Source organism: Streptomyces sp. CLCI03 (assembly GCF_053615355.1).
Genome location: NZ_CM132132.1, coordinates 937,616 through 950,158 on the forward strand (window position 1 = coordinate 937,616; position 12,543 = coordinate 950,158).

The following is a 12,543-nucleotide window of genomic DNA, read 5'->3' on the forward strand; positions in this document are numbered from 1 at the left end:
CAGGCACAGTCGAATCGGCGGCACCGGGAGGTGTACCGGGGCCGTCCGTTGCAAGATCGAGTAGGCGACCCCCGCAAGGGATTCGTACGGGAATGGTGATCGGCTTGCTGGGTCTGACCGGGATCGACGTGGTGTACGCCTGCGCGGGGTTGGGGGCTTTGTGCGCGGCGGTGCTCCCGACCGCCCTGGCGAAGCGGCCCCTGTCCCTGCCCCTGGTGTTCCTGGCGGCGGGGTTCCTGGTGTTCCTGCTGCCGCTCGACGCGCTCCCCGCACTGGATCCCGTCCGGCACCGGAGCCTGGTGGAGCACCTCACCGAGGTCTGCGTCGTGGTCGCGTTGATGGGCGCGGGACTGGCCATCAACAGGCCTCCGGGCCGGCGTGCCTGGTCGACGACGTGGCGGCTGCTCGCCCTGGCCATGCCCCTGACGATCCTGCTCACCGCAGCGGTGGCGGGGTGGCTGGTGGAGTGGCCGCCTGCCGTCGCTCTCATGATCGCGGCTGCCCTCGCTCCTACGGACCCGGTACTGGCCGCAGAGGTCCGCGTGGGCGAGCCGACGGACGATGAGGACGACGAGGACGAAGTTCGCTTCGCGCTGACCAGCGAGGCGGGGTTGAACGACGGTCTGGCCTTTCCGTTCGTCCTGGCGGCCGTCGCGCTGACCACGGCCTCGGCGACGGGCTGGTCCACGGAGGGGCTCTGGCAATGGGTGTGGAGCGACATCCTGGTGCGCAGCGCGGTGGGACTGGTCGTGGGGTTCGGCGTCGGGCGCCTCCTCGGCCGGATGTTCTTCCAGGCTTCCTGGAAGGCGCTGCGGCTGTCCGAACACCGCGAGGGCTTTGTCGCGCTCGCCGCGACCTTCACGGCCTACGGTCTGACGGAACTCCTCCACGGCTACGGGTTCGTCGCCGTGTTCGTCGCGGCCTGCACGATCCGGAACGCCGAACGCGGCCATCGCTACCACCGCGTCATGCACGCCTTCACCGATCAGGTCGAGAGGCTTCTGACCGCCGTCATCCTCTTCCTCGTCGGTGGCTTCATCGCCGACGGTGGCCTTGCCGCGCTGACCTGGCACGGGGCCGTTCTGGGGCTGGTGCTCTTCCTGCTGATCCGGCCTGCCGTCGGCTGGGTCGTCCAGATGCGGGGCAATGCCACGGGGAAGGAACGAGTCGTCATCGCGGTGTTCGGTATCCGGGGCATCGGCTCGTTCTTCTATCTCGCGTACGCTCTGGGCGAGGCCGATTTCGCCGCGCCCGCGCGCGAGCTCTGGGCCGTGGTGACGTTCACCGTGTTGCTCTCCGTGGTCCTGCACGGCGTCGCGGCGACACCCGTTACGGCCTGGCTCGACCGCTCGGCCCGGGACGGATGAGAAGAGCCGAGCACCGATGGCTCTCCTCCCGTGGTTGGCCTGCTGGTGCCGGTCCCGGTACGCCGGACACGGACAGCGCGGGGCCGGTCGAGGTCGAGGAGGGCGGCGTGCAGACCGACCACACGCTCGGCAACCGCGCCGGCACCGCCCCAGGCGGGTACCGACAGGCTCGGGGAAGGTGGCCGGCACCGCGGCCCGTCAGCCCGGCCAGGTGCCCGTCAGACGGCGTATCGCCACAGCCCCCGAGCGTTCGACCGAGGCCTTGACCACGGCGAAGATCGCGCCCTGGATGGCCGCGGCGAGCAGGATCTGCTTCCAGGTCCGGTCCTCGTCGGTGGCGTCGGGAGCATCGCCCTCACCCTCGATGATCTTCCAAGCCTGTTTGAAGGCGGCGCCTGCCATCACGCCGCTGAGGGCGCCCAGGGCCGTGCCGACGGTCTTGTAGGCGATCTTGGATGCCTTCATCGGCGATGTCCCCGACCGCGGCGGACCAGCAGGAAGACGACCACGGCGGCTCCGACCACCAGGAGCGGGGTGCGGTTGGCCCGAGCGGCCGCCGCCGCCTGACCGGCCTTCTCCAGGAGGGGGTCGGGCGTCTGGTCCTTGACCAGCCGGGCGGCGTGGCCCGTCTTCTCGCGGATCTGTTCGGTGACCAGCGCCGCCTTCTCCTTGGCCTGGGCCTTGATGTCGGCCTTGGCGGCGAGGGCCTCGACGGTCCGGCCGAGCTCGTCGCGGGTGCGCTCGACCTGATCGCGCAGTTCGGCGGAGCCAGGGCCTGCGGGGGTGGGCGCGGGGGTGCCGATGTTGGTTCGGGCGTCGTCGTTCATCGATGTGTCATCTCCTTGTTCCTTGATCTCCGCCAGGTCGGCCTCGACGCTGTCGATGGTCTGCTCGGGTGCCGGGGTACCGGCCCGGGCGATGTCGCCCACCGAGTCGTCGGTGGCGTGCGGCTGCCGCTCCACCGTGCTCACGCTGGGGACACCTTGCCCTTCTTCGAATCGCAGGAACGGCTGGTGTTCCGGACGGGGACATCGGCGCTGCGCTTGTCCGAGTCGGGGCCGTTCCGGGTGGCGACGGTCATGTCGTCGTCTCGGCGCGACTACCCCGCAACCGCGCTGTCACCCGCGCGGCAACCAGCGTTGTGCGACGAGCCGTATTCGGGCCATGGGTCAGCGCTTCGTCCGGCGGTGAGCGCCGTCGCTCCAGCGCGTGGGTGTCGCGGGGCCCGCTCGACGGCCGGCAGGGCCGGGGCGGCTCTGGTGCGGGCTTCTACAGCCAGCCGTTGCGGCGGAAGGCACGGTGGAGGGCACCTGCCGCGATCACCATGAGACCGACGGCGAGCGGGTAGCCGTAGGTCCAGCCGAGTTCCGGCATGTGCTCGAAGTTCATGCCGTAGACGCCGGCGACCATCGTGGGGATCGCGAAGATCGCCGCCCACGCGGAGATGCGTCGCATGTCGTCGTTCTGCCAGGTGCCCACGCGGGCCTGCTGCGCGCCGAGCACCGAGTCCAGCAGTTCGTCCAGGGTCCGCACCTCGATGTCCGTGCGGTGCAGGTGATCGGCGACATCACGGATGTACGGGGCGATCCTCGGCTGGTGGTCCTTCTCCCCCGGACCACCGGACAGGAGGCCTTGAACGACCGGAACGAGCGGCTGCACGGCGTCACGGAACTCGCGTACTTCCCGCTTGAGGGAGTAGATGCTCTCGGTGTGGTCGACGCGGGAAGTCGAGAACACCTCGTCCTCCAGCCGGTCGAGCGTGGCGCGCACCCTTCGGGCCGCGTCGCTGTACGCATCGACGGCGACGTCCAGCACGGCGTGGACCACAGCCCAGGGGCCATGGCTCAGCATGTCCGCATCGGCGTCCAGTCGACGGGCGGCCTCGGTGCAGGGATCGATCGGTCCGTGGCTCACGGTGAGCACACTGCGGGGTCCTACGAAGATCATGACGTCGCCGGTCTCCACCGCCGTTTCTTCTTCGACATATCGCAGGGTCTTCAGCGCAACGGCCAGGACGTCGCCGAAGCGCTCGCGTTTCGGACGCTGCCGCCCGTGCACGGCGTCTTCGACGGCCAGCGGGTGAAGGCCCAGTTCCTCGGCCAGCTCGACCAGTTCACCTACCGAGGGACCTGCCAGCCGGACCCAGGCGAAGTCGTCCTCGCCCATGTCCCGCAGCCGCTTGAGGGCGGACTGGCAGGCATCGTCCGGCAGTTCGCACTCCACATGCTCCGACCGGCCCGAGTCCCGGTCGTATATGACACATTCCATCTCCCGCGCATGCTTCACCAGCTCCATTTCATGCGCCCGCGGGCCGGCTCTCGTCCTGGGACCGGAATCGCAGCCGGCGGTCGACGTCCTGCCGCACGGCGGTCGCCCCCCCCCCGCTCACCGAGAAGGGCCGACCGGCGGGTCCGGCCGAGGATGCGCCGCAGCGTGTATCGCTCCGCCCTCCGGGAACACGAGCCGTCATGCACGGACAACATGCGCGTCCCGCGAGCAATCCGTTCGGCCCGGCACCAGCAGCCCGGACGCCACCGTCCGGCCGCGCCGGGGCCAAATACTTCCGCCGAAACCGGATCAGCGGCCGGCTTCGACGCCGCGTCCTGGCGTACCGGGGGATCGAATTCCTGTCCGCGCACGTCCCGGACCCCACAGGCCCGGGCGAGGAATGCCTGCTCCTCGTCCACATCCGCAAGGTCGTCGGCCAGGTCCGCTACAGGATCTGCCCCGACTGCGCCGGGGGTGTCGTCACCGCGGTCGTCATCGACGAGCGCTTGCACAGCGCCGGCCTGGACACACGGGCGCTTTCGCACCTGCGTTCCCGCCACCCGACGGCTGCCAGGCGCAGCAGGGCAACCAGGCGCACCGCACGGGACCTCCTGCGCCGCATGCGTTTTCCCGTGGTCACCTCCGGCAGGTCCTGCGACCACACGCGCCGCCCACTGCTCGACCCGATGCCGGCCACCTCCTGACCATCGGTGTGCCGCTCGTACGAAAGATCCGACGACCGGAGGTGCGTTCCACGAGCAGGTGCGTACAACCGCGAAGACGGGGCAGACGGTGCGGACAGCCGTAAGCCAACTGGGAGGGAGTGGTCGTCATGTCTCGCTCGACCACCGTGATGGGCCCCGTTCGGGCAGAGGAAGCGCACGTCATAGGTACCTCGGGGGCGCCGGTGGAGGACCGGGAGCCGCTTCGAGTGGAGAACGCCCGTGAGATGGCACCCGGCGACGCGCGCGAGCTCTCGCGTGTCTTCTTCCGCAGACTGCGAACGCTGGAGGAGGGCACGCGCGAGTACCAGTACACGCGCAACACCTTGATCGAGATGAACCTCTCCCTCGTGCAGTTCGCGGCGCGGCGCTTTCGTGCCCGCGTGATGGGCGGGGGGCTGGACATGGACGACATCATCCAGGTGGGGACCATCGGCCTCATCAAGGCCATCGACCGCTACGAACTCGAGCGCGAGGTCGAATTCTCCACCCTTGCCCTCCCCTACATCATCGGTGAGATCAAGCGTCACTTCCGCGACACCACCTGGGCCGTGCACGTCCCCCGTCGTCTCCAGGAACTGCGGAGCGAGCTCGCCAAGGCCCAAGAGGCTCTGTCCGACGTCCTGGGCCGGGCCCCGACCGTCAAGGAGGTCGCGGACCACCTCGAACTGACCGAGGAACAGGTCATCGACGGACTCATCGCGGCGAACGGCTATACGAGCGGTTCCCTCGACACCGCCGCCGGGGAGAGTGACGTACCGTCCCCGACCAACCGGACCACCCGGCCGCTGGCGGAACTCGTCGGCGACGTCGACCCCGCCATGGAACTCTTCGAGGACTTCCACACCCTCGCACCGCTGCTGCGACAGCTGGACGAGCGCGACCGGCTGATCCTGCGGATGCGCTTCGGCCAGGAGAAGACCCAGGCCGAGATCGGCGCCGCACTGGGCATCTCCCAGATGCAGGTCTCCCGCCTCCTGTCCCGCACTCTCGTCCGGCTTCGCGCCGGCATGCTCGCCGGGTAAGGGGCAACCGATGACGTCCCTACCGGGGAGCGCCGTGCCGTGGTCCGAGGCCGGCCCACCATCTCGGCGAACCGGTCGAGTTCCGCACCACCGGCAGCAGCTTCACGGTGCGGCCTCACAAGGCAATGCCCTGACACGCGGGATCCCTTACGCTGTCACGACCCTGCTGAGGCTTCCCGCACCGCCCGGGGGCATGCGACCGACCGAGGGCGCCGGCAGCGACGGCGGCCTGGGTCGGGTACCGGGAGCAGTATCCAGGGCCGAACTCGGGGGTGGGGCCACAGTGGAGACCAAGGAACCGGAGGCGAGCGGTCCGATGAGCGTCGGTCTTCCCTCCGGGAGGCAGCGCCGACGGCTCACGCTCATGGGCGTCCCCGGGTCGGTCGCCAAGGGCCGCGCCTTCACGCGCCAAGCACTCCGGGACTGGGGCTGGGACAGGACCGAGACCTCCGAGGACACCCTCCTCCTCGTGTCCGAACTGCTGACCAACGCGTCGCTGCATGCGAACGGCTGCCGCGAACTCGTCCTGACCGCGGATGAGTCGGCCCTGCACATCGAGGTCCATGACGGCACGACGACCCCGCCCGTCCGCCACTCGGCGCCACAACGCGGCGTCCCGGGCGGCCGCGGCCTGTACATAGTGGAGCGCCTGTCCGACCGCTGGGGCACGCACACGTACGGGACCGGGAAGGCCGTGTGGGCCGAGATCGAGGCTTCCCGGCTGGAGTACGGCATGGCAACGGAACGCTGACCACTCCGGACCCGCACCGCTCACGTCGATCCGGAGCATGCCGTGCTCCCCGGAGTTCCGGAGCCGGCGCTCCCGGGCATGTCAGCCGGCCAAGAACTCGTCGAGGAGCTTGTCGAGGTCGAGGAACTCCTCCCCCGCGCCGGTGACGGCGTACGACTGCTGCAGGAAGCATGCGATCGCGCGGGCCTCCAGGAACAGAACCGCACCACCTTGCAACTCGGTGCCCGGGCCCCGCAAGGCGATGCGGAGCTCGTCGGTGCCTGCTGCCGTGTGCGGGCTGAAGGAGACGTGTCCCTCGCCCACCGGACGGCGAAGTCCCTCGGCGAGCATCTGCCGGTCGAAGTGCCAACGGGCCAGGACGGTGGGGCCGTCGAAGAACGTCGCTCGGACCGCGTACGGGTCCTCGGCGTCGTACGAGAATCGGGCAAGGAGCGGCACACGGCCCCTCGGCGCTTCGAGGCGGGCAACGATCAGAGCGGACGCAGACACACAGGACATCGACAGGCCTCCGAGGTGAGCTGCTTGTTGGCACTCGTCTGCCCCGCTTCACCCCTGCCACACCGGCCCGACGCAGCGAACACGTGTGAAGGCCCCACGGCCTGAAGGTCTTTCAGGGCCGGGCGACCAGGTGTCAGGCCCGTTCCACCGTGGGGCCGTTCATAGCCGTCGGGCGTGGTGGAGGAGGCCGTGCAGACCGTGGGCTCTTAGGGCGGCCCGGGCGGCGTTCGCCCCCGGGGCGCCGTGGAGGCCGCCGCCTGGGTGGGCGGCCGCGGAGGCGAGGTAGGGGCCTTCGACCGGTGTCTTGGGCCGTTTCTCGTTCATCGCCTGCAGGGTGGTGGGGGCGAGGATCCTGCGGGCGCCGATCAGTTCACGGAAGCCGGGTGCGAAGCGTTCCACCTGTGCCTCGACGCGGTCGGCCATGGCTTCCTGTTCGCGCGCGTCCCAACGCCGGTGATGCCGTCGGGACCGGCGTCGGAGGTGATGCGCAGCGGGAGGTGCGTGCAGGCCCACGCCGGGCCCGCTCCGATCACCACCGCGTCAGGCATGGCGGGCCGTTGCGTGATCCCGTTCCACGATCCTGGCCAGGCGGGCCAGCATCCCTCGGTGTCGGAGCTGGAGCAGTACTTCGACGGCGGGGTTGTGAAGGGTGCCGCCCAGGCCGCGCAGGGGGTGCTCGTCGCAGACGACGAGGGTTTCCTGACCCCACGGCCGGAGCTGAAGGAAGATCCTCGCCGTGCCCAGAACCTTGAACGACGCCTCCAGTTCCAACTCCCGGCCGGAATCCCGGTGTCGGACCGTGGTCACCCCCTCGGTCGACCAAGGGCCCAGCCGTACGGTGTAGCGCAGCCGGGATCCGACCTCCGGCCAGACCTGATCGAGCGGTGTGGACTCGGACGGGCCCACCACCCACTCCCCGTACAAGGTCGGATCGGCGAGCACCGCCCACACCGCCTGCGGGGGCCGATGGATCAGCTGGCTGCGGACGGCCATGAGAGAAGTCCTCCTGCCGGTAAACGGAACAGTGTCGGGGCCGGGTGCGCCGGCCGGCGCGCGCTCGCCCCTCGGCCGGCGGTCTTCTGGTCGTCGGCGGCGCTCGGTCCATGCGACCGCACGGAGCACCGACGTCGGCTCCCGCCGGGCTCGACGCTCCTGCTCTACACCGACGGGCTCGTCGAGCGGCGCGGTCACGACATGCACGCCACCGTCGCACAACTCGTCACCCTGCTCGCCCGCCTCGGAGACCGCCCGCTGGACGAACTGCTCCACCGGATCAGCAACCGGCTGACGGACCCGTCGCCCGAGGACGACGTCGTCCTCCTTGCCGTGCGTACCCCCGTGATCGCGCAGCGATGACGGGGTGGAGACACTTCTAGGGCAGGGGTGTGCGCAGTGCACTGCGTTCGTGGTCCCAGGCTTTGCGGATGTGGCTCGCGAGACGGTCTTCGAGCAGGACGGTCGCCGCGCACCCGAACGCGATGTCCTCTTCGAGGTCCGGTTCGTCGACGAGGAGGCCGCCGATGACTTCGTGGCGGACGACCTGCTCGTGGACGGCGTCTGCCTCGACGTGTTCGGCGTAGAAGTGCTCGGCGGCCGGCCCCGCGCCGCAGCGCCGCATGGCCTTGGCCAGGCGGCGGGAGCCGGGTGAGGAGGTGACCTCGACGCACGCGAAGTGGCCGACGAGCGCTCCGCGCATGGCTCGGTGCAGCCCGAAGTGCGACATGAGGTTCACGGTCGCGAGCAGGGGTGCCGGCGCCTGGTCCAGGTAGCGGCCGTACGTGGGGTCCAGCTGGAGGTCGGTCATGAGGTCGGCGAAGAGCTGTGCGTGGATGCGGTCGGCGCGGCCGGCGCCGAACTCGTCGTACTCGATGGCCACCATCGCGGCCTTCGCGCGGCCGGTGAGGCGGGGGACGACCCAGACGTGCGGGTCGGCCTCCTTGAGGTGGTAGAGGGAGCGCAGGGCCGCGTACTCGCGCAGCTGCCAGAGCTCACCCCGGGTTTCGAGGTGGTGGCTGAGGCTGTCGGAGAGGTCCACGGGCTCGACGAGCAGCGGGCCGAAGGCGTCCTCGACCGACCGGGGCGCGTCGGACAGCTCGATGCGCAGGGCGTGCAGGAAGCGCGCTTCCATGGCCTGGCGCAGGCGCAGCAGGTCCGGATCCCACTCCCGCGCGTCGTCCACCTCCTCGAAGCCGCGGTAGTGCAGCTCGTACAGGAGGTAGAGGGCGAGCTGCAGGTCCTCACCCCACGGGTCGGCCTTCAGTACGGCTCCCGGCGCGTGCACGGGCGGGGCTCCCCTCCGCAGGGCCCGAATGACGGCGTCGGAGAGTTCGCCCCGCCCCTCGACGAGGCGGGGGCCGGCGGCGGTGGTGGTCGGCCTGGGAGGGGTCATTCGGGGTTCCTGTTCTCGGGCGCGGGCGCGGGCCGGTCGCGGTCGCGGTCGCGATGGCTGGTGTCGCACCACGGGTACGTACGGCTGCGGCGACAGGTGCACACGGCGACCATGAAGCGGTCGGACCGGGCGACCGTCCCGTCGTCCAGGACGATCTCGACCGGGCCCTCGATCAGGACCGGGCCTTGGCGCTCCACGGCAACCCGCCGGGCGTCCCCCGCGACGGGGACCGGGCACGGGGTGGGCTCAGGGTCGCCGGGCACGGATGACCACCAGCTCTTCCCATTCTTCGGCTCCGGCCGCCAGGCCCTGCTGTTCCAGCCAGGACCGTCGCGACCGTAGGACCGGGCCCCACGGCACGGAGACGGTCGTCCTGACCTGAGCGGCCAGCCCTGCCCCCGCCAGCCGGTCCAGGGTCTCCTCGGCGCCGCACATCTCCGAGTGCACCATGAGCAGGATTCCGCCGGGCCGCAGCAGGGCCGGGGCGCCGGCGCAGATCCGGTCGATGACCGCGCGCCCGTCGAGGCCGGCGTCCCAGGCCCGTTCCGGCCCGCGCGAGGGCGGCCGGTCGTCCGGGGTGGGGACGTACGGGGGGTTCGAGAAGACGACGTCGAAGCGCCGTCCCGTGGTGCGTGCCTCGAAGTCCCCGTGCAGGACGCGCAGCGGCAGACGGCGACGCCAGGCGTTCAGCCGGGCTGTGGCGACCGCGGGCCAGGACACGTCGACCGCCGTGACCCGGGCGCCCCTGGCCGCGGCGTGCAGCGCCAGGGCGCCGGTGCCCGTGCCGATCTCCAGGACCTCGGTACGGGGTCCGAGGTCCTCATCGGCGAGTGCTGCGGCGAGCAGCCTGGTGTCCGCCTGCGGCTGGTAGACGCCCGGGAGGGCCACCAGGCCGCCGGGCAGTGTGGTCAGGGAGAGAGCAGTACTGGGCACCGTACCTCCGGTTTCGCCGCGGCTCGCAGAGCGCGTCACTGCGATGGACGACGTACTGCGCCTGCCCTGACTGAGGCGGCCCACCCGACAAGGCCTCGATCTTCGGAGGATCAGACCAAGAACGCGCCTCCGATTCCCCGATGCCTCCACGCCCCCAGCACCGTTCGGAGAATGACGAAGAATTCACAATGTGAACAGCGAACTGTCGGCTGCAGAAGCGAAGCAGGCTGACCCCCAATCGCGATTCGTCAGGTAATCAAAATGGCCCACACGCCGACGCGTCGACCCACCGGTAGAGCCACGGCGGGATGGGCGCACAAGGGCCGAGCGGCGAATCGGGCGGCTCGTAGCAGTTCGGGCGTCAGGCAGTGAAGTCGCGGTCGGCCCGCCGGCTCGACCAGCCGACCCACCCTGGGTCGTCAGCGCCGGACGGTAGGCGGGGAACGGGACGCGGCGGCAGGGTGCTGGGCTCCGGGGGCCGTGGTCCAATGTGACCTGTCGGGTGCCGCCTCGACGCGGATCCTCGTGCATCAGGGACGGAGTCCCGGCCGGCATCGAGCAGTAAGGGGTCTCTGTGACCGCAGGAGAGCCGGACGACGGGCAGGCCTCTCGCCCTCCCGTGGGCGGAAGCCGGCGGGGCAGGGCAATGACGCTGGCGGGGACCTTGGAAGCGGCCGAGGCCGCAGCACCCGTGGAGTCGCTCGACGTGGTCGCGCGCATGCTCAAGGAACACCTCGGGGCCGCCTCGGTGTCGTTCCTGATCACTGACTTCACCGGCAGTTCGGTCGTGCGGCTGGGCGCCGCGGGCACCGTCGAGACCGGTGAGCCGGCCCGGCGCATCAGGCTGCGGGGCACCCTGTACGACGACGTGATCCGCAGCCAGCGGCCGAGGGTGGAGGACAGGGGCGAGAGTGAGCTGGTTCGGGTCGTCGCGCCGGTGACCAGCCGCGGGGATGCCATCGGGCTCCTCGAACTGTTCCTGCCTGCGGCGCCGAGCTCGCAGGTGATGCGGGAGATCGGCGAGACCGCGCACGCGCTGGCGTACATCGTCATCGCGAACCGGTCCCACACCGATGTGTACCAGTGGGGGCGGCGCACCAAGCCGCTGAGCCTGGCCGCCGAGATCCAGCACCGGCTGCTCCCGGCGTCGCTGGCATGTGAGGCGGCACAGTTCGCGGTGGCCGGAGCGCTGGAACCCGCCGATCACGTCGGGGGCGACACCTTCGACTATGTGATCGACCGGGATACGGTCCAGCTCTCCGTGACCGACGCCATGGGCCACGATGTCGACGCTGCGCTGCTGGCCACCCTGGTGGTGGGCGCCCTACGCCGGGCTCGGCGGGCGGGTGAGGACCTGGCGGAACAGGCCCGCCAGGCCGACCAGGCCATGCACGATCACGGCCGCCGGGGCTACGTCACCGGTCAACTGCTGCGCATCAGCCTGCTCGACGGCAGGACCGAGTTCGTCAACGCTGGGCACCCCTGGCCGCTGCGGATGCGCGACGGAGAGGTACAAGAGATCGTTCCCGAAATCGATCTGCCGTTCGGCCTCGGCCTCCAGGCCTCCCACGCCGACACCTACCGGGTGCAGTCGCTGGACCTGCTGCCCGGTGACCGGCTGGTGATGCTGACGGACGGCATGCTGGAGCGCAACGCCGAGAGTCTCGACCTGTCGGACCTGATCGTCCGCACCCGCACGCTGCATCCCCGCGAGGCCGCCCGCACCCTCATCGGGGCCATGGTCGACGCCTGCGACGACCATCTGGACGACGACGCGACCGTCATGTGCCTGGATTGGCACGGCGTCGGCAACTCCCGGCGTGACGCCGCCACAGGCGCCGACCTCACCGACGCCTCACGGCCGTCGAGGACAGGACGACACTCTCCCGGGCCGTGACTCGGGTCGCACAGGGGGCCACGCGCCTGGCCACCGGGGCGTCGGCGGAACCGACTGCGCGGGGGACAGAGCGGGTCTTTCACCGTAGACAGGGCAGGCGCTGTGCAGGTCCGCCAACGGAAGGAGGTCTCGATGGCCGCACCCGTCCTCAATCAGCCCGTGCCCCGCACCGGTCAGCCCGCGACAGCCGCACGCGATGCCGCTCGCGCGTTCCTCCGCCGCGCCGCCCAGGTCAGACCCCCTGCCCACCCATCGAACGCTGACAGCGTCCTCCTGGTCGTCACCGAGCTCGTCACCAACGCCCTCCGCTACACCGGGGGACCCTGCGCCCTCCACCTGGAACTGCACGGAGACCACCTCGCGATCTCTGTCACCGACGCCAGCCCCTGCCGCCCCCAGCCCCGCCCGCCCCACACGGACGGAACCGGCGGCTGGGGATGGCTGCTGATCAACGACCTCACCACCCACATCCACATCGAACCCACCCCCGAGGGCGGCAAGACCATCTGTGCCCACTCCCCTTGGTAGACCCGGACCGCTCGGTACCCGCCCCTGCGTCTCCGGGTTTCTGTCCGCCGCGCGGTGATGCCGAATCTTCTGCGTGGAACTGCGGCCGGCTTCCCACGCAACCTCCGATGTCGCTGCGGTGGCCCGCTGTATCGCCACTGACGGCACGCTCCGAGGCCGCTCCAC

General features: G+C 70.6%; 15 protein-coding genes and 2 pseudogenes. 7 read left to right on the top strand and 10 right to left on the bottom strand.

The window, feature by feature from the left end:
* Positions 1-92 precede the first annotated feature (92 nt).
* A complete protein-coding gene (locus ACWG52_RS04425; protein ID WP_453127859.1) occupies positions 93-1,367 on the top strand; it encodes a cation:proton antiporter in 1,275 nt (424 codons plus the stop codon).
* 198 nt (positions 1,368-1,565) lie between these two features.
* On the opposite strand, the gene ACWG52_RS04430 is transcribed toward ACWG52_RS04425, so the two are convergent.
* The 4 genes and pseudogenes from ACWG52_RS04430 to ACWG52_RS04445 form a co-directional block, all read right to left on the bottom strand.
* Positions 1,566-1,832: a DUF4235 domain-containing protein gene (locus tag ACWG52_RS04430; protein ID WP_389817789.1), complete on the bottom strand. Its 267-nt coding sequence runs from the start codon at positions 1,830-1,832 to the stop codon at positions 1,566-1,568.
* Positions 1,829-2,194, bottom strand: a complete 366-nt coding sequence (locus ACWG52_RS04435) for a DUF3618 domain-containing protein (protein WP_453129037.1) — start codon at positions 2,192-2,194, stop codon at positions 1,829-1,831. The genes ACWG52_RS04430 and ACWG52_RS04435 overlap by 4 nt, the downstream gene beginning before the upstream one ends.
* A 15-nt stretch (positions 2,195-2,209) precedes the next feature.
* A pseudogene (locus tag ACWG52_RS04440) lies at positions 2,210-2,287 on the bottom strand (phage holin family protein); the annotation flags it as partial.
* 349 nt (positions 2,288-2,636) lie between these two features.
* Complete coding sequence (locus tag ACWG52_RS04445) at positions 2,637-3,635, bottom strand: magnesium and cobalt transport protein CorA (RefSeq protein ID WP_389817786.1); 999 nt, start codon at positions 3,633-3,635, stop codon at positions 2,637-2,639.
* A 200-nt stretch (positions 3,636-3,835) separates the two neighbouring features.
* Between ACWG52_RS04445 and ACWG52_RS04450 the strand changes: the two genes are divergently transcribed.
* From ACWG52_RS04450 to ACWG52_RS04460, 3 genes are all read left to right on the top strand, one after another.
* Positions 3,836-4,339 (top strand): hypothetical protein, encoded by a 504-nt coding sequence (locus ACWG52_RS04450; protein WP_453127861.1) that lies wholly within the window; start codon positions 3,836-3,838, stop codon positions 4,337-4,339.
* 128 nt (positions 4,340-4,467) lie between these two features.
* Positions 4,468-5,382 (top strand): SigB/SigF/SigG family RNA polymerase sigma factor, encoded by a 915-nt coding sequence (locus ACWG52_RS04455; RefSeq protein WP_389817780.1) that lies wholly within the window; start codon positions 4,468-4,470, stop codon positions 5,380-5,382.
* A gap of 316 nt (positions 5,383-5,698) precedes the next feature.
* Positions 5,699-6,133, top strand: a complete 435-nt coding sequence (locus ACWG52_RS04460) for an ATP-binding protein (RefSeq protein ID WP_389817777.1) — start codon at positions 5,699-5,701, stop codon at positions 6,131-6,133.
* 81 nt (positions 6,134-6,214) lie between these two features.
* Here the strand turns inward: ACWG52_RS04460 and ACWG52_RS04465 are convergent, their stop codons facing one another.
* From ACWG52_RS04465 to ACWG52_RS04475, 3 genes and pseudogenes are all read right to left on the bottom strand, one after another.
* On the bottom strand, positions 6,215-6,571 hold the full coding sequence (locus ACWG52_RS04465) for an SsgA family sporulation/cell division regulator (RefSeq protein ID WP_389817774.1): 357 nt from the start codon (positions 6,569-6,571) through the stop codon (positions 6,215-6,217).
* Between the two features lie 219 nt (positions 6,572-6,790).
* Positions 6,791-7,158: pseudogene (locus tag ACWG52_RS04470) on the bottom strand (NAD(P)/FAD-dependent oxidoreductase); the annotation flags it as partial.
* 13 nt (positions 7,159-7,171) lie between these two features.
* Positions 7,172-7,624, bottom strand: a complete 453-nt coding sequence (locus ACWG52_RS04475; RefSeq protein ID WP_389817770.1) for an SRPBCC family protein — start codon at positions 7,622-7,624, stop codon at positions 7,172-7,174.
* On the opposite strand from ACWG52_RS04475, the gene ACWG52_RS04480 reads away from it, so the two are divergent.
* Complete coding sequence (locus ACWG52_RS04480) at positions 7,598-7,987, top strand: SpoIIE family protein phosphatase (protein WP_389817767.1); 390 nt, start codon at positions 7,598-7,600, stop codon at positions 7,985-7,987. The genes ACWG52_RS04475 and ACWG52_RS04480 overlap by 27 nt on opposite strands.
* A gap of 16 nt (positions 7,988-8,003) precedes the next feature.
* Here ACWG52_RS04480 and ACWG52_RS04485 read toward each other — a convergent pair whose 3' ends face one another.
* From ACWG52_RS04485 to ACWG52_RS04495, 3 genes are read right to left on the bottom strand one after another with little or no spacing between them, the layout of a single operon-like run.
* A complete protein-coding gene (locus ACWG52_RS04485) occupies positions 8,004-9,020 on the bottom strand; it encodes an iron-containing redox enzyme family protein (RefSeq protein WP_453127864.1) in 1,017 nt (338 codons plus the stop codon).
* Positions 9,017-9,283, bottom strand: a complete 267-nt coding sequence (locus tag ACWG52_RS04490; RefSeq protein WP_390138251.1) for a CDGSH iron-sulfur domain-containing protein — start codon at positions 9,281-9,283, stop codon at positions 9,017-9,019. Before ACWG52_RS04490 ends, ACWG52_RS04485 begins: the two co-directional genes overlap by 4 nt.
* Complete coding sequence (locus ACWG52_RS04495) at positions 9,267-9,953, bottom strand: HemK2/MTQ2 family protein methyltransferase (RefSeq protein ID WP_390138249.1); 687 nt, start codon at positions 9,951-9,953, stop codon at positions 9,267-9,269. Before ACWG52_RS04495 ends, ACWG52_RS04490 begins: the two co-directional genes overlap by 17 nt.
* 646 nt (positions 9,954-10,599) lie before the next feature.
* On the opposite strand from ACWG52_RS04495, the gene ACWG52_RS04500 reads away from it, so the two are divergent.
* Positions 10,600-11,850 (top strand): PP2C family protein-serine/threonine phosphatase, encoded by a 1,251-nt coding sequence (locus tag ACWG52_RS04500; protein WP_389817755.1) that lies wholly within the window; start codon positions 10,600-10,602, stop codon positions 11,848-11,850.
* 132 nt (positions 11,851-11,982) lie between these two features.
* Positions 11,983-12,378, top strand: coding sequence for an ATP-binding protein (locus ACWG52_RS04505; protein ID WP_389817752.1), 396 nt, complete (start codon positions 11,983-11,985; stop codon positions 12,376-12,378).
* The last annotated feature ends 165 nt before the right edge of the window (positions 12,379-12,543 follow it).

What these genes read in the sequence shown, in the direction of transcription:
- ACWG52_RS04425 (WP_453127859.1), top strand. Translation starts at nt 93, where the DNA reads ATGGTGATCGGCTTGCTGGGTCTGACCGGGATCGACGTGGTGTACGCC.
- ACWG52_RS04430 (WP_389817789.1), bottom strand. Translation starts at nt 1,832, where the DNA reads ATGAAGGCATCCAAGATCGCCTACAAGACCGTCGGCACGGCCCTGGGC.
- ACWG52_RS04435 (WP_453129037.1), bottom strand. Translation starts at nt 2,194, where the DNA reads ATGAACGACGACGCCCGAACCAACATCGGCACCCCCGCGCCCACCCCC.
- ACWG52_RS04445 (WP_389817786.1), bottom strand. Translation starts at nt 3,635, where the DNA reads ATGGAATGTGTCATATACGACCGGGACTCGGGCCGGTCGGAGCATGTG.
- ACWG52_RS04450 (WP_453127861.1), top strand. Translation starts at nt 3,836, where the DNA reads ATGCACGGACAACATGCGCGTCCCGCGAGCAATCCGTTCGGCCCGGCA.
- ACWG52_RS04455 (WP_389817780.1), top strand. Translation starts at nt 4,468, where the DNA reads ATGTCTCGCTCGACCACCGTGATGGGCCCCGTTCGGGCAGAGGAAGCG.
- ACWG52_RS04460 (WP_389817777.1), top strand. Translation starts at nt 5,699, where the DNA reads ATGAGCGTCGGTCTTCCCTCCGGGAGGCAGCGCCGACGGCTCACGCTC.
- ACWG52_RS04480 (WP_389817767.1), top strand. Translation starts at nt 7,598, where the DNA reads ATGGATCAGCTGGCTGCGGACGGCCATGAGAGAAGTCCTCCTGCCGGT.
- ACWG52_RS04475 (WP_389817770.1), bottom strand. Translation starts at nt 7,624, where the DNA reads ATGGCCGTCCGCAGCCAGCTGATCCATCGGCCCCCGCAGGCGGTGTGG.
- ACWG52_RS04485 (WP_453127864.1), bottom strand. Translation starts at nt 9,020, where the DNA reads ATGACCCCTCCCAGGCCGACCACCACCGCCGCCGGCCCCCGCCTCGTC.
- ACWG52_RS04500 (WP_389817755.1), top strand. Translation starts at nt 10,600, where the DNA reads ATGACGCTGGCGGGGACCTTGGAAGCGGCCGAGGCCGCAGCACCCGTG.
- ACWG52_RS04505 (WP_389817752.1), top strand. Translation starts at nt 11,983, where the DNA reads ATGGCCGCACCCGTCCTCAATCAGCCCGTGCCCCGCACCGGTCAGCCC.